The following is a 20274-nucleotide window of genomic DNA, read 5'->3' as shown; positions in this document are numbered from 1 at the left end:
TTCCCCTTCGAAAGGGATGTTGTCCTCCACACGCCGGACGGCGCGCCCATCAGGAAACTACCCCACGCACATTATTCGTCACCCCCGCCCTCACGGACTGCCCGACCGGGACTGGCGGAATAACCAACCCGAAGGGTGAGTCATGACCGAAATCACTGCACATCACGGATTGTTCAAGGACACCAACCTGCACGTGGATGACACCGGCGGCCAGGGTCGGCCGGTGGTCATGATTCACGGCTGGCCGCTGTCCGGGGAAGCATTCCAGGCCCAGATACCGGCCCTGCAGGGAGCAGGATACCGGGTCATCACCTATGACCGGCGCGGCTTCGGGCGCAGCGACAAACCAGTGTCCGGCTACAAGTACGACACCCTGACCGAGGACCTGCACGCCCTGCTGGAGCAGCTTGACCTGAACGACGTCACCCTGGTCGGTTTTTCCATGGGCGGCGGAGAAGTCGCCCGCTACTTCAGCCGCTACGGGGCCGAACGGCTGCGCAGCGTGGTGTTCGCCTCCGCGGTCCCGCCGTACATGATGCAGGGTGATGACAACCCTGAAGGTCCCTTGACCAAGGAGGCGGCCGCAAAGATGACCGCTGACCTGACCAAGGACGAGGACGAGTTCTACGACGGATTCACCCGCGACTTCTTTTCCGTCAACGGAGAACTCAAAGTCAGCGAACAACAGCGCCAGGACGCCGTCGCGTTGTGCAAGCAGGCGGACAAGAAAGCAGCCCTCGCGTGCTTGGCCGCTTTCGGCGGTACCGACTTCCGGGAGGACCTGCCCAAAGTAACCGTGCCCGTACTCGTGCTCCACGGAGATGGCGACGCTACCGTACCCTTCGAAGGATCCGGCCAGCGCACCCACGCCGCCCTTCCCGGCAGCGAACTGCGCGTCATCACCGGAGCCCCCCACGGGTGCAACGTCAGCCACCCCGACGAATGGAACCAAGCCCTTATCCAGTTCCTGGCGAAGTAGCCTCAACACATCCGAACCGCCTTCACCCGCTGCCGGGTGGGGCTGCCCTGGCACAGGAGGTGCCCGGGCGGCACGCCTTCACCCGGCAGGCTGACGCGTTCGGAGGCCGGAGCTGAGGTTGACTGTTCCAGGGCTCACTGTTGCGAACATAAGGACGTCGAGCGCCACGGAAGGGGCGGCTGCGATCAGGGCCGCAACGATCAGGCCCGCCCAACAGACTTCACCCTGGCGCCGGCGGGGTGAAGACCGCGATCACGCTCTGGGCCGATCATCGAGCCGAGACAGATGACGGACGCATCATATATGCCCAGCCGACGCCGTCCATACGGAAAAGGACTCAGCGACCCATGCTCAGCTGCCCGACTGACGACATGCGCTGCCCGCCCCGTGGACCTCCGCGGCGGCTTATCGTCTCAGGATGAATGCGCCTCAGCTGCCGCCGCTCCTGTTGAGCTTTCCGTTGACACCGGCGGGGAAGAACCCGCCGGATTTGACCGATTCCGCGGTCAGATAGGCGATGTTCAGGACCTGCGCGGGGGTACGGCTGAACGCTAGAGCGTTGGCGTCGGCGGGCACGAGGTTGGCTACCTTTGCGGTTCCGATGCCCTGATCGAGGTCCGTTGTGCCGTCCAGGCTGTCGCGGGCGTCCGAGATGGCCTTTGCAGGTGCCTGCAGGTCCCGTGCGTACATGGTGGTTCTGATGATGCCCGCGTGGTAGGCCTCCACGGCAAGGATGCCGGCGGCCGCCTCGAGATAGGTCTTGTTATCGATAAACGGGGCAGCACCCTTGTACGCGGTGACGCCTACGTCTTCAAAAATGAACGCCCCGAGCAGGAAACTGGTTTCGTCCGTGAACGGGCTGAAGGTCTGGCCCGCCGTGATGAGTCCGGCGGCGAGGGCGGCGGCGGTGAAACTTGCATCAAGGTCGATCTGCGGGCGGGCCACCGCGGCCCTGCCCAGGGCGCTGCGCAGGAACCGGACATGCGCCTCTTCATCGGCTGCGATCTCCACGGCGTACTTCTTGATGAGGCCTCCGTCAGTGAACGGGACCTTACTGCCGCCCGTTACTCCGCCTTTCTTGCCCTTGCCGTCCGTGAGGCTGTCGGCCAGACCGACGCCTGTCACTGCACGCAGATAGAATTCGGCCTCAAGGTATTCCAGGTTCAGCGCGAAGTTCAGGATTGCAGAGTCACTGGGTCCATCGCGATCATCATCATGATCATTATCGGCGGCTGCTGACGTGGCGGACAGCAGCGCCACCGCACCGCCGATCCCTGCTGCGCCGGCGGCCCTGAACAGCCTGCGGCGATCAAGGCTGTCTTCCGCGCTCCGGGCCATTGCGTTGGTAATGAACTTCTGGTCAAACATTCTGTTCTCCTGCCATTCAAATGAAATGGCGGGGGCAGGACTTACTCCCTTAGCGCAACCCCAGCGCTGCGACACCCTCGTCGCCACGGCCAGACCGGCCATGATAACTGTCAGAGTACTCCCCCCGACTACGGCGAGGAAAGAGACCGAGCGAACTCCTGGAAAGAACTGAAGTCCACTATTCCCTCAGCGGATTAGCTTACTGAGGTATGTCGCGTTTACGACCGATATCTCTAGTCCTCCAGCTGCTGTCCGCCACGTAGTCCACTGGGGTTTGGTGCTCTGGTTGCTTCGTTGTGGAAGGGATAGCGTCTTGTCCGTCTACAAGGCAGATGACGGGAGCGGCGATGCGGGTATTGAAGGTGTTGGATCCGGGAAGCAACGCTGTGTCGTTCACGCTGATCGGCGTGACCGGCGTGGTGGAACCGGCGGAGCGGTATCTGGGGGTTGAGTAGTATTCGTGCAGCCAGTAACGCTAAGGCCGTTCTTTGAATTTGTGGGGTTAGGATCGGTTTATGGCCCTGGACTTCCTGACTGATGCCCAGGTTTCTGGGTATTGCAGGTACCAGGGTGTTCCATTGCGCTCTGATCTTGAGCGGTTTTTTCTAGATGATGTTGACCGGTTGTCGGTGGATCGGCGCCGTGGTGAGCATAACCGGCTCGGGTTCGCTCTTCAGTTGGCGACGGTACGGTATCTCGCGCTTTCCTGGAAGATCCTTTGGATGTGCCCTGGGCGGTGGTGCAGTATCTCGCTGATCAGATCGGTGTGGGCGACCCCTCGATTATCAAGAACTACATGCGACGTCGAACGACGCGATTTGAACATGCATGGGAAATCCAGAAGGCCTACGGGTTTCGTTCGGTTGAAGATTCCGAAGTGGAGCGGAAATTCGGAGAATTCCTGAGGGATCGTGCATGGGTCCATACAGAGGGTCCGGCAGCATTTTTCAATCAGGCAGTCGGGTGGTTGCGACGCAATGTGATCCTGCTTCCAGGCGTCACTGTCTTGGATCGCCTGGTTTCGAAGGCCAGATCCGAGGCTGCAGAGCGAGTATTTGAACTTCTTGCAACCGCTGCTCGGGACGTTGACCCGATGCTTCCCGGGCGTTTGCGTCAGTCGTTGAGGGTACCTGCCGGGTCTCGTTTCTCGGAGCTGGAGTCATGGAAACAGTTTCCGACACGAGTCTCGGGCCCGGCGATGGTCTCAGCTTTGGATTGGGCTCTGGAGTTGGAATCGCTGAGGGTGCGAGACGCGGATTGTTCAGTGGTGCCGGCGAGCCGGGTTGCTGCCCTGGGGCGATACGGGATGGCGAGCAAGGCCGCGACGCTGGTTTCGTTGGTTGAGCCGCGGCGCACGGGGACGCTTCTGGCGTTGGTGCGGCACTTGGACGCGGTAGCGGTCGATGATGTCCTTGATCTCTTCGCGCTGTTGATGTCTACCCGGTTGATCAACCAGGCGAGGTCGGCTTCAAATACTGATCGGCTGGCGTCATTACCTCGGTTGGAGAAGGCCTCGCGGATTTTGGCTTTGGTAAATCGGCAGTTGATCGCCGTCCTTGATGCTTCAGCATCTGAGGACAGCGTTTTGGATGCGGCCTCGTTGTGGAGATCGTTGGAGGAACTGGTCCCGAAAGATCAGATCGTGGCTGCTGTCGAGACGGTGACCGAGCTGGTTCCTGACGACGATGGCAGCGCGGAGGTTGCGACACGCGTCGCGTTGGCCGAGCGCTACCGGACAGTGAGGCCTTTCCTGGCTTTGCTGGCCGAAACGAGTTCACTGGCGGCCTCCCCTGCAGGGGAGGCCGTGTTGATTGCGGTCAAGGCTACCAAAAATACCGGGAAGGCCAGGAAGACCAGCTCGGTGCCCTTGGCCTGGTCGTGAACGCGATCACGCTCTGGAACACCCGCTACCTCGACGCAGCAGTCACCGAGCTGCGCGCGCAGGGGCGGGACATTCGCGACGAAGACATCGCCCGGCTCTCGCCCCTCGGACACACCCACTTGAACGAACTCGGCCGGTACACCTTCTCAACCACCAACATGCCCGAGTCCCTCCGGCCTCTCAGAAACCCCGCGACAGAGGCGAACTGAAGTGCAGAAGCACGAATTCTCGTTGCCCGGGCCGGGTCTATCGCAAACGGGAGTTTGGCATAGACCCCCACTCAGGCCTGCTTGGACACCGACTTTCCGGAGGTTAGGGCCATCAAAACCAGTAACAGAATCAAACTAACCAAACATCGCAGCCCGATGGGTTGTGGTGGACTGCGGGGGAGCTTGATAGGCGAAAATCCCCCGGGACAACAACGGTTTTGATCCACTAGCGCCAATGGCGGAACGGATCCTGCTCAACCCCCGAATAGCTCTCTCCGAGAACGCAGGAATATTGGCAGCGGTGAAGCAGATCCCCTCGGATGCGTGCACTCGTTCGGGAGGCCTCGCGTTGAGCGGGGAAGCGACGGCTCAAGAGGAGGCACGGCCAATGGTTCCCCAGTTACCGGGGTCGGTCGCCAAACACGCAGGGAGGCTTGCTCAGTGTGTCGGATCTAGCTTTTGCTCGGGGGCGACTTTGGCGAGCAGGGTTCGTTCGGCTAGTTCGGCGATCTTCCGGGTCGCGGGTGAGAGGTAGGAGGATTCGCGTTGAACCAGGGCGAGGGTGTCATAGAGCGGTTCCGCGAAGGGGACTGTCTTGATGTTCCGGGGGAACGTAGGGCCTTCGGCTATTGTCCGGCAGACGATTGTGTCGCCGGCACCGCTGGCAACGAGGCTGAGTGCTGTTTCGACGTGCTCGACTTCAATGTCGGGATCGATTTTGAGCCCACGCAACTGGGCCCGTTCCTGGATTTGCTTGCGCGTGGGATCGTTCCATCCGGCGTAGGCGTCATAGAGGACCAGTTTTGATTCGGCCATTTCTTCGATGGTCATTGGGCCCCTGCGGGTGCTGCGGTTGGCGGAGGCATAGATGACCTCATCGCGGAAAAGCGGTTTGACCACGAGTCCGCGTTCGAGGACGGGCAGGACCACGAGCCCGGCTTCGATTTCTCCGTTGGCCACGGATTCGGCGACGAGGGAGGAGTTGAGTCCGACCAGCCGGACCTTGACCTTGGGGTAACGCTTGTGGAACCTCTGGACGAGATCCGACAGGTCGTAGTACCCGGCATTGCGCAGGACACCGAAGGTGCAGACACCGCCCTCGAGAGAGGAAATCGACTGCAGTGCCTGGATCCCGTTGTCAAAGGACGTGACCGACTGCTGTGCGTGATCACGAAGTTCGACAGCTGCGTTGGTGGGAATGAGGCGGCGGCGGCCCCTGGTGAACAGGCTGAGTCCGATTTCCTGTTCCAGCCTGCCGATGAGCTCGGAAACCGAAGCCTGGGTTGTTTGGAGCTGTGCCGCTGCGGCGGTGAAAGAGCCGAGGTCATATGCTGCCAGGAAGGCCCTGAGCTGGGTAAGAGTCATAGGGAAAGCCTATGACTTGATCGCTGTTTTGAGGATGGCACCCAAATATTTCACGAAATATTCTCCTCAAAAGACCCATTTTTGGCTTGCATGGTCTGGGTGCGCCATCACGGAAAGTTCCCCTAGATCTCAGGGATCCCGGGTCTTTGATGAATCTAATTGATAGCTCTCATATGGGGATAGTCCGATGGTAATGATCGTGACTCATAGGGTTGCGCGATACCCTTTCCGTACCTACCGTTTTCCACATGCAGATCAACGAAGCCGACAAGGCATTCATCAACGGAAACTTCGAAACCCTCAAGGAACCGGCCGTTGGAGGCGTGCCGGCACAGCGGCTTCCGGCAGTCATCGAGACTGTCTCGACGATGCTCAGTGACATCGAAAAGAACGGCATCGATGCCGTCATCAAGTATTCGCAGAAGCTTGACGGCTGGGCCGGCACCGACGTCGAAATCAGCCAGGCAGAGCTTGCCAAGACCGGCGACAAGCTCAGCCCCGAGCTGCGCGAAGCGCTGGCCGCAGGCGCCGAGCGCACCCGCCTCTTCGCCATCGAACAGCGCGAACACCTCACCGACTTCGAAACCGAAATCCTGCCCGGTGTCTTCGCCGGCCAGCGTTACACGCCGGTTCCCCGCGTCGGCGCTTACTTGCCGGCCGGGCAGTTCCCGATCCTTGCCAGCGCCTTCATGACCGTCGGCGTCGCCAAGGCCGCCGGTGTCCCGACGGTCATCGCCTGCACGCCTCCGGCCAGCCCGACCGGTGGCCACCCCGCTGTTCTCCACGCCGCCTACCTCTCCGGAGTGGACCGTGCGTTTGCCGTCGGCGGTGTCCAGGGCCTGGCCGCCATGGCCTTCGGCCTGCTGGGCGAGCAGCCTGCCGACATCCTTGTCGGGGCAGGCAACGCCTACGTCACCGAAGCCAAGCGCCAACTGTTCGGCCGCGTCGGCATCGACCTTCTTGCCGGTCCCTCGGAAGTTGCTGTGATCGCCGATGAAAAAGCCGACCCCGAACTCGTCGCCGCGGACCTGCTCGGCCAGGCCGAACACGGTGTCCTGTCCCCGGCCTCATTGGTGACGACTTCCCGCGCCTTCGGCGAGGACGTCATCCGCCACATCGAAAAGCAGCTCGAAACCCTCGCCACCCGCAACATCGCCGGTCCGGCATGGCGCGACTACGGCACCGTGTACGTGGCCGAAGACCGCGAGACCGCTGTCGAGATCATGGACATGCTGGCTCCGGAGCACCTGGAAATCCAGACCGCCGACGACAGCTACTACCACGACAACCTGCAGAACTACGGCTCCATCTTCCTCGGAACCTGGTCCACCGTCGCCTACTCCGACAAGGGCATCTCCGGCACCAACCACGTCCTGCCGACCGGCCGCGGAGCCAAGTCTTCAGCCGGACTGTCCGTTTCCCGCTTTCTCAAGCCGCTGACCTTCCAGCGGGTTGAGAAGGCAGCCACCCCTCGCCTGGCGAACTACGTGGCAACCATCTCCGAGTTCGAAGGCATGGAGGCTCACAAGTCCACTGCTACCCTGCGGCTCGACCGCTTCAACCGATAGAAACCATCACTAACGAAAGGACTTCATGATGAACAAAAATATGCTCCGCAAGCGGTTTGCTGCATTGGTGCCTATGGGCGTAGCTGTCGCCCTTGCGATGGCCGCTTGCGGCTCAGGGGGCAGCGGCGGGTCCAGCACCGGCGGAGCCGAACAGAAGACCATCACCATCGCCACCTCCAACGACGCCCCCTTCTCCTTCACCGACCAGGCAACCGGTGAACTGAAAGGCATCGACGGGGAAATGATCAACGCCATCGCCGAGGCGAAAGGCTGGAAGGTCAAAGTCTTCACCACCGAGTTCGCCACGCTGATTGCGGCGCTCAGTGCAAAGAAGGCCGACGTCATCGTGGATGCGATGTACATCACGGACGATCGCAAGAAGCAGATCAACTTTACCGAGCCCTGGTACACCGAGGGGGAGGCCATGGTGGTTCCGGCGGATTCCACTTTGGCCTCGCGCGACGACGTCAAGGGCAAGGTGCTCGGCGCTCAGACCGGCACGGTGTTCAAGGAGCTCGTGGACAGCCTCGGTGGAAGCCAGGTGAAGCTCTTCGACTCGCAGGCGGCACTGCTCGCAGCGGTTGAAAACAAACAGGTGGACGCCGTGTTCACGGACAGCGCCGTCGTTGGTTACAGCCTCGTCCAGAAACCGAACCCCAAGCTCAAACTCATCGACCCCTACAAGCCCTACTACCCAGGCATCATCGGAGCCGGAGTGCGCAAGGACGACCAGCAGCTGCTGGACGATCTGAATTCCGGCCTGGCAGAGCTCAAGAAATCGCCCAAGTACCTGGAAATCCTCAAGAAATACGGCCTCGGCGAAGCCAACATGGTCAAGTAGATCCCAACTCACGCAGGACCGGCAGGCGTCCCGGCTCATTGCCGTGGCGCCGCTGGCCCTCCCCGACCCTGACCTAGGGACTCCTTCATGGACTTCATTACCAACACGTTCGCCGTGTTTCCTGCGCTCCTGGTTGCCGTGCCCGTCGTCGTCCAGCTTGCCCTCGGCGCCATGGCGCTGGCACTGGTCCTCGGCCTCCTGATTGCGCTGGCGCGTATCTCCGACATCAAAATCCTCCGCGGCATAGCCACCGTCTACCTCGAAGTGATCCGCGGAACCCCGCTGCTGGTGCAGTTGGTCTACATCTTCTTCGTGCTACCCAGCATCGGGGTGGCCATCGAACCAGTTCCGGCCGGCATCCTCGGCCTGGGGTTGAACTACGCCGCCTATCTCTCGGAAGTTTTCCGCTCCGCAATCCTGTCCGTGGAACACGGCCAGACCGAGGCCGCCCTCTCGCTCGGATACACGCCCACCAAAACCCTCTGGAAAGTGGTCATTCCGCAGTCATTCGTCGTTTCCATGGGGCCGATCGGCAACTACTTCATCGCGATGATCAAGGACACCGCGCTGACCTCGGTGATCGCCGTGACCGAAATCCTGAAAACAGCCAACATCCTGAACAGCCAGACCTTCCAGACCACGGCCATCTACACCGCCGCGGCCATTCTCTATCTGATTATCAGCCTGCCGCTTTCGCGCATCGTGGTAGTGCTTGAACGAAAGGCTCGGGCCAATGGCTGACGACACCATCATCGAGGTCCGCGACGTCCACAAAACTTTTGTCTCCGAAACAAAGCGGACGCTATGGAGCCGACTGACGGGCCGCCCCCACGTGGAAAAACGGGTGGAAGTGCTCAAGGGAGTGGACCTTGTGGTCCACCGCGGCGAAACCATCGCGATCCTGGGCTCCAGCGGATCCGGTAAAAGCACCCTGCTGCGCTGTATCAACAAACTGGAAACCATCGAAGCCGGGCGGATCTACGTCAACGGGCACCTGATTGGCTACGACGAACGCGACGGCGAACTGATCGCCGAGAAAGCCTCGATTACCGCCCAAAAGCGCACCGACATCGGCTTCGTCTTCCAACACTTCAACCTGTTCCTCAACAAAACGGCCCTGGGCAACGTCATGGCGCCGTTGCGGGATGTGAAGAAACTCTCTGCCTCCGAGGCCCGGAATATAGCCGTCCCCAACCTCGAAATGGTGGGACTGGGCGACAAGATGGAGAACTACCCCAGCAAGCTCTCCGGCGGCCAAAAGCAGCGCGTTGCGATCGCCCGTGCCCTCGCCATGGAACCCAGCGTCATGCTCTTCGACGAACCGACATCAGCACTGGACCCGGAACTGGTGGGCGAAGTCCTCTCCGTCATCAAAAAGATCGCCCAGCAGGGCACCACGATGGTGATCGTGACGCACGAAATGCAGTTCGCTCGGGAAATCGCGGACCGGATCGTCGTCATGGACCAGGGCGTCATTGTGGAGCAGGGCCCTCCGCAAACGATCTTCACCAATCCGCAGCACCCCAAGACCAGGGCCCTGCTCAGCCGCTCCGGCATCATCCCTCCGAACGACTAAGCAAAAGGAAGAGGAGGACGGGATGAAACGAAGAATGGTGAACGAGCAAGTCGGCGGCCCTGCTCGACGGACGGGGGACCATTGCCCGGCGTCCGGGTGGTGGACGGATGCCCGGTCCGGCCATAGCCGCTTCGTTCCTGAAGGCGGTCTCATGCCTGCCGTCGAGGGGCAGCCCGTCCTCTGGGCCCTCGCTGCCGCCGGACGGCCGCAATCGGGCCGGCCCCTCAACGGCGCTGGTGCGGGGCGGGGGTTCCGATGAGCCCAAGGTCGCTCGCTGAATTGCCACCGCTTTCATCTCCGCTGAACCCGGACTGCGAGGACGACTGCTATTTCTGCGCGATCCCGACCACCGCGACAGCAACGAGGAGTAAGAAGAGCCCGAGAGGCAACGGAACGAAACCGGGCATGAAGGGGTGTCGGAAAACGATCATCTACCGACACCCTGACACTGCCGGCGTGTGATTGTTAGCCGAGAAAGGCGGTTAATTCGCGGGATGAGTTGCCGGTTCGGCGTCGCTCATGCGGAAACTTGAACGGGCGCTCAAGGGACTAGACTTTCGGGTGGAGTCTAGAGCCCCGGCTTTAGGGATCGAAGGGTATCTTTGGCGCCATGGTCATGGAGGCCCGTCAGGGCGTCGGAGTAGGCCATGACAAACCGTTCATCATCGATGAGGGCGCCGAAGACTTCGCGGTCCGAGATGAAGGACAGCGGGTCCTGGCGCTGCCGGGCGGCGGCGGCCATCAGGGTGTCTTTCAGGCGGTCAACCACTTCGATGGGGTAGCCCTGCTCGTCGGTGCCTTCGTCGTACCGCGCCCAGCTGGCCACGATGGCTGCAGAGCGATGGATTTCGCCGTTGTTTGCCAGATTGATGAGGATCACCGGCAGGAGCCACTTGGGAATACGGTCTGAGCTCTCGGCGCACAGCCTGGCCAGGGTGTCGCGGACGTATTCATTGGAGAAGCGCTCGATGAGAGTGTGCTTGTAGGCGTCGAGGTCGATGCCCGGAACGGGCTGCAGGGTCGGCGTGGCTTCCTTGTCCATGTAGTCGAGCAGGAACTGGGAGAACAACGGGTCCTGGCAGACTTCATGCGCGTAGCGGTAGCCGGCGAGGTAGCCAAAATAGCACATGCCTTGGTGGCTGGCGTTGAGCAGGCGCAGCTTCATGAGCTCATAGGGTTCCACGTCTTCCACCAGCTGGACCCCGACGTCTTCGAAGGGCGGACGGCCGAGGCTGAAATGGTCTTCGAGCACCCATTGTTCGAAGGGCTCACAGACCACGGGCCATGCGTCTTTCACCCCGAATTCCTCCTCAATAACGCCTCGGTCCTCGTCCGTGGTCACTGGGGTGATTCTGTCCACCATGCTGTTGGGGAAAGGCACGTTTTCCTCGATCCACCCGCCAAGCTCGGCATCTTTGAGAGATGCGAAGGCGGTAAACATTTTCCGTGCGACGTCGCCGTTGCCCTGAATGTTGTCACAGGACATCACCGTGAATGGCTCCAAACCCCGTTTGCGGCGCCGGGCAAGGGCCTCGGTGACCAGCCCGAAGGTTGTCCGCGGTGCGGCTCCGGGCTGGAGATCGTGGATGACGTCCGGGTTCTCGGTGTTGAATTCCCCGGTGACGTGGTGGAAGTTGTAGCCGCCCTCCGTCACGGTGAGCGAGACGATGCGGACGGCGTCCGAGGCCATCTTTTCGATAACAGCATCCGGGTCGTCGGGGGCGAAAAGGTATTCAATGATGGAGCCGATGACCCGCGCCTCCCGGGTGCCGTCCGGGTTTTTCACCACGAGGGTGTAGAGGCAGTCCTGGCTGTCCATTACCTGCTTCATGCGGGCGTCGCCGGGCAGGACCCCAACGCCGCAGATCGCCCAGTCAAGTGCGTGGCCGGTGTTCATCAAGCGGTCCAGATACATGGCCTGGTGTGCGCGGTGGAAGCCGCCGACGCCGAAATGGACAATTCCCGCCGTCAAAGCAGAGCGGTCATAAGAGGGTTTGCCCACAGCAGCGGGCAGTTCCGGGAGAGTTGAGCTGGTGAGTGAATGCATGTGTTTAGCCTTTCGGAATGTGCTGGTCGATCGGCATGGAGCCCGGTTCCCGGGCCCATGGCGGGCTGGCCTCTTCCCGGAAACAGCCAATGATCCCTTGCCTTGCCGGGAAGGACAGAAAGTGCGTTGAACGTGTCCGGGATAAAGCCGCGCCTGCCGTTTTCGGCTGAACGCCCGGTGGAAGAGCTTCAGGTGGTGGCATTTACGGCCTCCTTGCTTGTGCAGGGGTCAGGACCACGGGATGATCCTGTCTGCCGCATGGCGGGTGGCTTCGATCAGCTGGGCGTTGGTTTCGTCGGATCCGGCCGCCCACGCTTGCGCTGCGGGGCGGTCTTTGCCGAAGAGGATGTGCCTGTCCACGAGCCGGGAAAGGCGCAGGTGCCGGGGTGTATCCAGGAACCACACCTCGTCCAGCTGCGCCCGGACCTGCTGCCACGGGGGCAGTTCCGCGAGGAGGTAGTTCCCCTCGGTGATGACGAGCGGTACGGCTGCGGGTACTTCAATGGACGCGGCCACCGGCTCGTCGATGGTGCGGCGAAAATCGGGCGCATAGACCACGTGCTCGTCCCGCCGTGCGAGGCGCTGCAACAGGGAAAGGTATCCGCCGACATCGAACGTGTCGATGGCGCCTTTGCGTTCCCTGAGCGGTGTGCCGTCGATGATCTTGTTTCCCAAGTGGAAGCCGTCCATCGGCACCACGACGGCGGATTCGGCTCCGAGAAGTTTCTGCAGGCAGGCGGAGAAGGTGGACTTACCCGATCCGGGGGCTCCCACAATACCGAGCAGCATTCTGTTCCCGTCGGCGAGGCGAAGCCGGAGATCCGCCACGGCCCGTTCCGCCTCCGGTGACCGGGGCCCCCGGGTCCCCGGCAGTCCGGTGTCAGCGAGGTCCATCAGCGGCCCGGGTAGACGACGGCTTTGAGCTTGCCGGGCTGCTTGCCCGCTTTGAGCGCTTCCTCGGATTCGGCGAGGGCGAACTTGCCGGTGACCAGGACGTCCAGATCCACCTTGCCGTCGGCTATCAGCTGGATGGCCAAAGGCCACGTGTTGGTGTAGCGGAAGACACCGGAGAGCCAGATCTCCCGGTTCTGGATAAACGAAACAGGGAGTTCGACGTCGTCCGCCCCCAACCCCACCAGGATGACCCTGCCCGCAGGACCCACCGCCTTAATCCCGGAACGGACAGCCTGCGGTGCGCCGGAGGCGTCAATGAACGCATCGACGTCCAGGCCCTCCACGCTGTCGGTCTTGGCGTTGAGCGCGTGGGTCGCGCCGTGTTCCAGGGCGAAAGCCAACCGGTCTTCTGCGATGTCGGTGATGTAGATTTCGGTGGCGCCGAAGGCGCGTGCGGCTTGGGCGGCGATGATGCCGATCGGGCCGGCGCCGGCGATCAGCACACGGCTGCCGGGCCTGATCTCGGCGCGTTCGCAGGCCCAGAGCCCGACGGAGAGCGGCTCGATCAGGGCGGCTGCCTCGTCGCTGACGCTCTCCGGGATGTCGTAGGCGAAGTCGCTCTGGATGCTGACGTATTCGACGAAGGCACCGTCGATCGGCGGGGTGGCGTAGAACTCGATGTCCGGGCACAGGTTGTAGCGGCCGGCCTTGCACTGCTTGCAGCTGCGGCAGGGTCGCTGGGGCTCGACGGCGACCCGGTTGCCGATGCGGGACGGGTCAACGGCGCTTCCGACGGCGGCGATCCGGCCGGAGAGTTCATGGCCGAGGATCAGCGGGTGGTCCACCACGTAGTCGCCGATCCGGCCGTGCTCGTAGTAGTGCACGTCGCTGCCGCAGACGCCGACGGCCGCGACCTTGACCAGAACTTGATCGGCGTCGAGCTGCGGCAGGGGCAGGGTTTCCAGGGCCATGTCGCCCTGGCGTTTCAGGACGGAGGCGCGCATGGTGGCCGGCAGTTCGGGGTGCGCCAGGGTGCGGGACTGGACGGTCGGTGTTGTCATTGGAGTACTCCTCTAAGAATCGAAAGTGGGGATGGCCGGCTACTTGACGGCGCCGAGCGAGAGGCCCTGGACGAGTTTGTCCTGGGCGGCGAAGCCGGCGAACAGCACCGGGAGGGAGATCACGACGGCGGCCGCGCAGACCTTTGCGAGGAAGAGGCCCTGGCTGGAGACGAAGCCGGTCAGGAAGACCGGGGCGGTTCCCGCCATCACGCCAGTGAGGACGCGGGCCAGGAGGAGTTCGTTCCAGCTGAAGATGAAGCAGATCAGGGCGGTGGCGGCGATGCCGGGCATCGCCACGGGAGCGACGACCTTACGGAGGGTGAGGAGCAGGCCGGCGCCGTCGATCTGGGCGGCTTCGAGCATTTCCACGGGCACTTCGGCGAGGAAGGAGCGCATCATCCACACGGCGATGGGCAGGTTCATCGAGGTGTACATCAGGACCAGGAACCAGATGTTGTCCAAAGCGCCGACGTTTTTGGCGAAGAGGTAGAGCGGCAGGATCGCTGCGACCACGGGCATCATCTTCGTGGAGAGGAAAAAGAACATCACGTCGGTCCACTTTTTCACCGGCCGGATCGACAGCGCATAGGCGGCCGGGATGGCCAGGACCAGGACCAGGACGGTCGAGAGGATCGAGGCAGTGGCCGAGTTGATCAGCGGCGGCCAGGGGCTGACTCCCGAGCTCGCCCCGAAGAACTCCTTGTAGGCGTCGAGGGTGAGGTTGGCAGCGAGGGACGGCGGATTGGTCGCGGCGTCAGTTTCGGAGTGGAACGAGGTGAGGATCATCCACAGGACAGGCGTCGCGAAGAGCAGGGCCAGCAGCCATGCCGCGATCCCGGCGGCCGTATTGTTGCGGGTGGGGTCCATGCGGGACTTGCCGCGGCGACGCGAACCGGTGTTGAGGGCGGTCGGTCCGGGGACGGATTTCCGGGGTGCGGCCGGGGTGAGGGTGCTCATCGTGCTGCCTCCTTCTTGAAGAGCGAGAATACGGTGCGGAGCGCGAAGGTCGCCACGATGATGGTCCCGATGACCACCACGACGCCGGCGGCGGACGCCAGGCCGTATTCGTTGGCGAAGTAGAACGTCTGGTAGATGGCGTACGGCAGGTTGGCTGTTCCCAGGCCGCCCGAGGTGAGGGTGAAGACGGCATCGAAGTTCTGCACGATGTAGATGGCCCCGAGCAGGCCACCGAGTTCCAGGTACTGGCGCAGGTGCGGCAGGGTGAGGTGGCGGAAGATGCCCCAGGGGCTCGCGCCGTCCATCTGGGCCGCTTCGACGGTGTCCATGGGACGCGACTGCAAACCTGCCAGCAGGATGAGCATCATGAACGGCGTCCACTGCCAGACCAGCGACACGATGACGGCCGCCAGCGGCGCCTGGGAGAGCAGGTCCGGCTGGGGCGCGTTATCGCTGCCGAACAGGGACCAGATCCAGGTCAGGATGCCGTTGATCAGCCCGTAGGTGGGGTTGAGGAGTGCATGCTTCCAGATGAGAGCGGCGGCCACCGGAACCACGAGGAACGGTGCGATCAGCAGGGTACGGGCCAGTCCGCGGCCGATGAACTTCTTGTCCAGGAGCAGTGCCAGTCCCAGGCCGATGACCAGGCTGGCCAGGACCACCGAGACCGTGAGGACGATGGTGGTGAAGATGGCCTGGCGCAGGTCGGCGTTGGTGAGGACCTGAACGTAGTTCTCGAACCCGGCGAACCCGGTCTGGTCCGGGCGTAGGCTGTTCCAGTTCAGGAACGAAATGATCAGCGTCACCACGAACGGCAGCTGGGTGACGATGATGAGGAAGATCAGGGCCGGCAGCAGCGGCGCACGCCGTGCCCAGGCCAGGGCGCGTTCACGCGACCTGGCGTTCTTGGAAGGTTTGGGTGCGCTGTGTCCGGGACCGGGGATGCGCGCTGTTGCTGTAGTCATGATGTTCTCCTGCGGTGCTGCGGCCCGCCCGGGGGCGGGCCACAGCACCGATCGGTGGGTTATTACTTCTTGTACTTGTCGCCGATTTTTTGGGCGGCTTCCTGGCCCTTGGCCAGTGCATCCGCTACGGAGCCCTGGCCTGCGATGGCGGAGCTCACACCCTGCGAGACGGTCGTGCCAAGGTCCGCGAATTCCGGAATACCAACGAACTGAACACCGATGGCAGGACGCGGCTGGACACCGGGGTTCTTGGGGTCTGCGTTTTCAATGGCGGTCCGTTCGGCCTTGAAGAACGGGGCGGACTTCTGGAACTCGGCGTTCTCATAGGTGGAGATGCGTTTGCCGGAGGGGACCTTGGCCCAGCCGAGCTTGGAGGCGACGAGTTCCTCGTACTTCTTCGAGCTCGCCCAGGCGATGAACTTGCCGGCGGCATCCTGCTTCTTGGACGCGGCCTGCACACCCCAGGACCAGGTCCACAGCCAACCGGCGGATTTGGTCACCTTCACCGGCGCCTGGGCGTAGCCGATCTTGCCCTTCACCGGGGACGCGTCTGCCTCCAACGCGCCGGCCGCGGACGTGGCGTCGTACCACATGGCCACCTTGCTCTGGCTCATGTTGGTCAGGCACTCGGTGAACCCGGCCTGCGCGGCACCCGCTTCACCGTGCTCGCGCACCAGCTTGGTGTAGAACTCGGTCGCTGCGGTGAATTCCGGGGCGTTGACCTTCGCGTTCCAGTCCTTGTCGAACCAGGTACCGCCGTAGGTATTCACCACGGTGGTCAGCGGGGCGAAGACCTGACCCCAGCCGGGCTGGCCGCGCAGGCAGATGCCCTTCATGCCCGGAGCCGCACCGTCGGCCTTGGCTGCAAGGTCGGCCACCTCGTCCCAGGTGGGCTTCTCCGGCATGGTCAGGCCCTTGGCGTCCAGAATGTCCTTGCGGTACATCAGGAACGAGGACTCTCCGTAGAACGGTTCACCGTAGAGCTTGCCGTCCTTACCGGTCAGGGATGCCGTGTAGGCCGGAAGGATGTCCGCCTGGTTGAACTCCGCGTCCTTCGCTACATTGTCGAGCGGTGCCAGCCAGCCGTTGGCTGAATAAAACGGGATTTCGTAGTTGGACAGCGACGCAACGTCGTACTGGCCGGCCTGGCTGGAGAACTCCTGGCTGATCTTGGCCCGGACATCGTTCTCCGGCAGCACCGTGTAGTTGACCTTGATGCCGGTGTCCTTGGTGAAGTTATCTGCAGTCAGCCTTTGCAGGTCCTCCATCTGGGGGTTGTTGACCATCAGGACGTTGAGGCTGTTCTGATCGCCTGCCGCCGAGCCCCCACCGGCGCCGGAACAGGCCGACAGGGCGAGGGCAAAAGTAATAGTGCCGGCCGCGACTGCGGCCAAACGGGACTTGGGTCGCATTAGGACTCCTTTGTTCTTATGAGGTCGGGATACCGCTGTCTGAGCCGTCTGCAGGCTTCTGCGTGGATTCCAGGACCCAGATGTCGGGGCATCCCCGCCCCGTTCAAAACACTATGTGCACATCTGAGCGACCCGGAACCGCTCATGTGTTAAGTGACTCTAGTCATATATACTCATTTGAGCAATAGCCCGGACTCAAACGTTAAGTCGGTGGAAAGAGCAACGACATGCCCGAACAATCTCATGAGGAGCTTCTGGCGCGCATCGGAAGGGAGTACTACCTGGAGAACCGCCCCAAAGTGGAAATTGCGGCCAACTACGACCTCTCCCGGTTTCAGGTCGCACGGCTGCTGACCGATGCCCGCGAGAGGGGAATCGTGGAGATCAAGGTTCATTTTCCGTCCCACCTCTCGAGCGTGGACGTGTGGCGAATTGAGACTTCCCTGAACGTGCGCCAGGTCATCGTCGTGGACGCGGTGGGTGAAGAAATCCAGGCCCGCGGGATCCTGGCAAAGGCCGCGGCGGCGGAAATCTCACGTCAGGCGCCCTCCGGCGGGACCCTCGGTATTTCCTGGTCCCGCACCCTGGACGTTGCCTCCCGGCTGCTCGGAGAACTTCCCCGGTGCGACATCGTCCAGCTCGCGGGTGCCCTCCCGGCCGAAGCAGACAGCAATCCGCTTGAGCTCATCCAGCGGCTGTCACATTTGAGCGGCGGACTGGCCTGGCCCCTGTGGTCACCTCTGGTGGTTGAGGATCCGGCGACGGCATCGGGTCTGCTGCGTCAGCCGGAGATTGCCGGGGCGCTGGCCAAGGCGGATTCCCTTGACCTGGCTGTGGTGGCAATCGGCGCCTGGAAGCCCGGCTGCTCCACGGTCTGGGAACGGGCGGATCCTGCGGTGCGCGAGGAAGCGGTGCTGGCCGGCGCCGTAGCGGAATGTTCAGGGCGGCTGCTGAACTCAGCGGGAGTTCCGGTCGAATCCGGACTGGACGAGCGCATCATAGCCGTCACCATCAAGCAGCTACAGCGGACCCCGAAGGTCATTGCCGTGGCGCAGGGGAAGGCACGGGCAGACGCAGTGCGCGCCGTGGCCAGGGCCGGCTTTGTCACCACCTTGATCGTTGATGAGCCGCTGGCCAAAGCCCTGAATGACCAGATCGATGAGGAAAATAGTCAATGAGCGTTGTCATCGGAGTGGATTCCTCCACCCAGTCCTGCAAAGTCCTCGCCGTGGACGCCCAGAGCGGGGACGTCATTTCTTCAGGGGCGGCCCCGCACCCGGACCGCACATCGGTGAACCCCGAAATCTGGACGTCCGCCCTGCGTGAAGCATGGCAGGCAGCCGGCGCGGACCGCCTGGGTGGCTCCGTCGCCGCCGTCAGCGTTGCCGCCCAGCAGCATGGAATGGTCGCCCTCGACAGTTCCCGAAAACCCGTGTATGACGCGCTGCTGTGGAACGACACCCGCAGTGCAGCGGATGCGGCGCGCCTGCGGGATGAACTGGGACCCGAGGGGTGGGTCGACGCCGTCAACCTTGTCCCGGTCGCTTCGTTCACCATCACCAAACTGGCATGGCTGGCACGGAACGAACCGGACGCCGCGAACCGGATCGCACAGGTGGTGCTGCCTCATGACTGGCTGAACGGCGCCCTGGCCGGCGAGTTCACCACCGACCGAAGCGACGCTTCGGGCACCGGCTATTATTCCGCCGTGACCAACAGCTACCGCACCGACCTGCTGGAACGCTTCTTCGGACGCGTTCCTCAGCTTCCCCGAGTAGTGCCCTCTGACGAACCGGCCGGAAGCGTGCAAAGCGGTTGGGGAATTGACGGGGCGCTCCTGGGGCCAGGTGCCGGTGACAACGCCGCAGCAGCCCTGGGTCTGGGCGTCCGCCCCGGCGAAATCGTCGTCTCGATCGGCACCTCCGGAACCGTATTCACCACAACGCCGTCCGCTGTCCCCGATCCGACCGGGGCTGTCGCCGGTTTCGCGGACGCCACCGGCAACCATTTGCCTCTGCTGGCCATGCTCAATTCCGCCCGGGTCATGGCCGCCACCGCCTCAATGCTTGACATCGACCTGTCGGCACTCGATTCGCTGGCGCTGGCCGCCGACCGGGAAGCGGGAGGGCTGACATTCCTTCCGTATCTGGACGGGGAGCGGAGCCCCAACCTTCCCCACGCGACTGGATCCCTGACCGGACTCAGCAGAAGCAACATGACCCCGCAGAACCTTGCCCGCGCCTCAGTGCTGGGTGTACTCAATTCACTGGCCGACGCCGTCGACATTCTTAAACAGTCCGGCGTAGCCCCGGATAAAGTGCTGCTGATCGGTGGAGGATCGAAGTCCAGGGCACTTCGCCAGGCCGCAGCCAGCATTTTCGGGATGCCCGTCGAGATCCCGACAACGAAAGAATATGTGGCGCTAGGGGCCGCTAGACAAGCGGCATGGTCAGCCTCCGGAAGCCTTCCCGACTGGCAACGAAGCGTTGAAGCCGCCTACGAACCGGAAGGACACTGGGGCGCCGAGGTGCGGGGACGCTACATCGACGCCCGAAAAAACATCTACGGAGTCTGAGCTAATTGTGACGGACGCCCACTGGGCAGGCTCGAACACAAGGGTTCCTTGTGTTCCCTATATGAGGTACCGGTAGACGGTGGCGCGGGAGACCCCGAGCATCTTGCCGATGTCACGGGCGTTGATTCCTTTGTCCTTGAGTTCCCTGGCTCTGGCAGCGGCAGCGTCATCTAATTTTCGGGGCCTTCCGCCGTGGCGGTTGTTGGCCGCGGCTGCGGCCAGTCCTGCTCTGGTGCGTTCGATCATCGTGTCGCGCTCCAGCTGCCCGAACGCCGCCATGATTGTCAGCATGGCGGTGCCCATCGGGCCGGTGGTGTCCAGGCCCTCGGTCAGGGAGCGGAAACCCACTCCCCGTTCCCGGAGATTCTCGATAACGTCCAGGACACGCCGGGTGTTGCGTCCCAACCGGTCGAGCTTCCAGACGGTGAGCACGTCACCGGCCTCCAGCCGTTCCATTGCCTTGGAGTGTCAACTGCAACTTTGAACTGACCAGTGGCTGCAGTTTGTGTTGACCGGTGGCTGCAATGGACTGACCGGTGGCGGCAAGTAGTTTTGAACACTGGTCAGGCGCCTGG

At 62.6% G+C, this 20274-nt stretch carries 16 protein-coding genes and 2 pseudogenes; 9 read left to right on the top strand and 9 right to left on the bottom strand.

Features of this window, described 5'->3' with window-relative positions; genetic code table 11:
- Positions 1-142: 142 nt before the first annotated feature.
- Positions 143-979, top strand: a complete 837-nt coding sequence (locus AC50YA_RS15360; RefSeq protein ID WP_494983121.1) for an alpha/beta fold hydrolase — start codon at positions 143-145, stop codon at positions 977-979.
- Between the two features lie 429 nt (positions 980-1408).
- On the opposite strand, the gene AC50YA_RS15355 is transcribed toward AC50YA_RS15360, so the two are convergent.
- Complete coding sequence (locus AC50YA_RS15355) at positions 1409-2347, bottom strand: ferritin-like domain-containing protein (RefSeq protein WP_494983120.1); 939 nt, start codon at positions 2345-2347, stop codon at positions 1409-1411.
- 515 nt (positions 2348-2862) lie between these two features.
- Between AC50YA_RS15355 and AC50YA_RS15350 the strand changes: the two are divergent.
- A pseudogene (locus AC50YA_RS15350) lies at positions 2863-4229 on the top strand (DUF4158 domain-containing protein).
- Positions 4163-4438 (top strand): annotated as a pseudogene (locus tag AC50YA_RS15345) (Tn3 family transposase); the annotation flags it as partial. The pseudogenes AC50YA_RS15350 and AC50YA_RS15345, both read left to right, overlap by 67 nt.
- A 438-nt stretch (positions 4439-4876) precedes the next feature.
- On the opposite strand, the gene AC50YA_RS15340 reads toward AC50YA_RS15345, so the two are convergent.
- Positions 4877-5803, bottom strand: coding sequence for a LysR family transcriptional regulator (locus AC50YA_RS15340; protein ID WP_494983119.1), 927 nt, complete (start codon positions 5801-5803; stop codon positions 4877-4879).
- 248 nt (positions 5804-6051) lie between these two features.
- Here AC50YA_RS15340 and hisD point away from each other — a divergent pair, with 248 nt between their 5' ends.
- The 4 genes from hisD to AC50YA_RS15320 all read left to right on the top strand — a co-directional run bounded on the left by hisD (position 6052) and on the right by AC50YA_RS15320 (position 9788).
- Complete coding sequence (hisD, locus tag AC50YA_RS15335) at positions 6052-7371, top strand: histidinol dehydrogenase (protein ID WP_494983118.1); 1320 nt, start codon at positions 6052-6054, stop codon at positions 7369-7371.
- A 25-nt stretch (positions 7372-7396) separates the two neighbouring features.
- Positions 7397-8212: an ABC transporter substrate-binding protein gene (locus tag AC50YA_RS15330; RefSeq protein ID WP_494983117.1), complete on the top strand. Its 816-nt coding sequence runs from the start codon at positions 7397-7399 to the stop codon at positions 8210-8212.
- 87 nt (positions 8213-8299) lie between these two features.
- Entirely contained in the window at positions 8300-8953 is a 654-nt protein-coding gene (locus AC50YA_RS15325; protein WP_494983116.1) for an amino acid ABC transporter permease, read from the top strand.
- Positions 8946-9788 carry an amino acid ABC transporter ATP-binding protein gene (locus AC50YA_RS15320; protein WP_494983115.1) on the top strand — a complete coding sequence of 281 codons (843 nt, stop codon included), beginning with the start codon at positions 8946-8948 and terminating at the stop codon, positions 9786-9788. The genes AC50YA_RS15325 and AC50YA_RS15320 overlap by 8 nt, the downstream gene beginning before the upstream one ends.
- Before the next feature lie 568 nt (positions 9789-10356).
- Here the strand turns inward: AC50YA_RS15320 and AC50YA_RS15315 are convergent.
- The 6 genes from AC50YA_RS15315 to AC50YA_RS15290 all read right to left on the bottom strand — a co-directional run bounded on the left by AC50YA_RS15315 (position 10357) and on the right by AC50YA_RS15290 (position 17124).
- Positions 10357-11835 carry a mannitol dehydrogenase family protein gene (locus AC50YA_RS15315; RefSeq protein WP_494983114.1) on the bottom strand — a complete coding sequence of 493 codons (1479 nt, stop codon included), beginning with the start codon at positions 11833-11835 and terminating at the stop codon, positions 10357-10359.
- Positions 11836-12063: 228 nt separating this feature from the next.
- A complete protein-coding gene (locus tag AC50YA_RS15310; protein WP_494983113.1) occupies positions 12064-12729 on the bottom strand; it encodes a nucleoside/nucleotide kinase family protein in 666 nt (221 codons plus the stop codon).
- Positions 12729-13790, bottom strand: coding sequence for an NAD(P)-dependent alcohol dehydrogenase (locus AC50YA_RS15305; protein WP_494983112.1), 1062 nt, complete (start codon positions 13788-13790; stop codon positions 12729-12731). The genes AC50YA_RS15310 and AC50YA_RS15305 overlap by 1 nt, the downstream gene beginning before the upstream one ends.
- A 39-nt stretch (positions 13791-13829) precedes the next feature.
- A complete protein-coding gene (locus tag AC50YA_RS15300; protein WP_252599424.1) occupies positions 13830-14747 on the bottom strand; it encodes a carbohydrate ABC transporter permease in 918 nt (305 codons plus the stop codon).
- A complete protein-coding gene (locus AC50YA_RS15295) occupies positions 14744-15712 on the bottom strand; it encodes a carbohydrate ABC transporter permease (protein WP_494983111.1) in 969 nt (322 codons plus the stop codon). The genes AC50YA_RS15300 and AC50YA_RS15295 overlap by 4 nt, the downstream gene beginning before the upstream one ends.
- Before the next feature lie 62 nt (positions 15713-15774).
- Complete coding sequence (locus tag AC50YA_RS15290) at positions 15775-17124, bottom strand: ABC transporter substrate-binding protein (protein ID WP_494983110.1); 1350 nt, start codon at positions 17122-17124, stop codon at positions 15775-15777.
- A gap of 227 nt (positions 17125-17351) precedes the next feature.
- On the opposite strand from AC50YA_RS15290, the gene AC50YA_RS15285 reads away from it, so the two are divergent.
- A complete protein-coding gene (locus tag AC50YA_RS15285) occupies positions 17352-18302 on the top strand; it encodes a sugar-binding transcriptional regulator (protein ID WP_494983109.1) in 951 nt (316 codons plus the stop codon).
- Entirely contained in the window at positions 18299-19699 is a 1401-nt protein-coding gene (gene xylB / locus AC50YA_RS15280; RefSeq protein WP_494983108.1) for a xylulokinase, read from the top strand. Before AC50YA_RS15285 ends, xylB begins: the two co-directional genes overlap by 4 nt.
- Positions 19700-19756: 57 nt before the next feature.
- On the opposite strand, the gene AC50YA_RS15275 is transcribed toward xylB, so the two are convergent.
- A complete protein-coding gene (locus tag AC50YA_RS15275) occupies positions 19757-20155 on the bottom strand; it encodes a recombinase family protein (protein ID WP_494983107.1) in 399 nt (132 codons plus the stop codon).
- Between the last annotated feature and the right edge of the window lie 119 nt (positions 20156-20274).

It is taken from the genome of Pseudarthrobacter sp. RHLT3-21 (assembly GCF_059383495.1).
The sequence above is the reverse complement of the archived record's forward strand: the minus strand, read 5'-3'. Positions and strand labels throughout refer to the sequence as shown.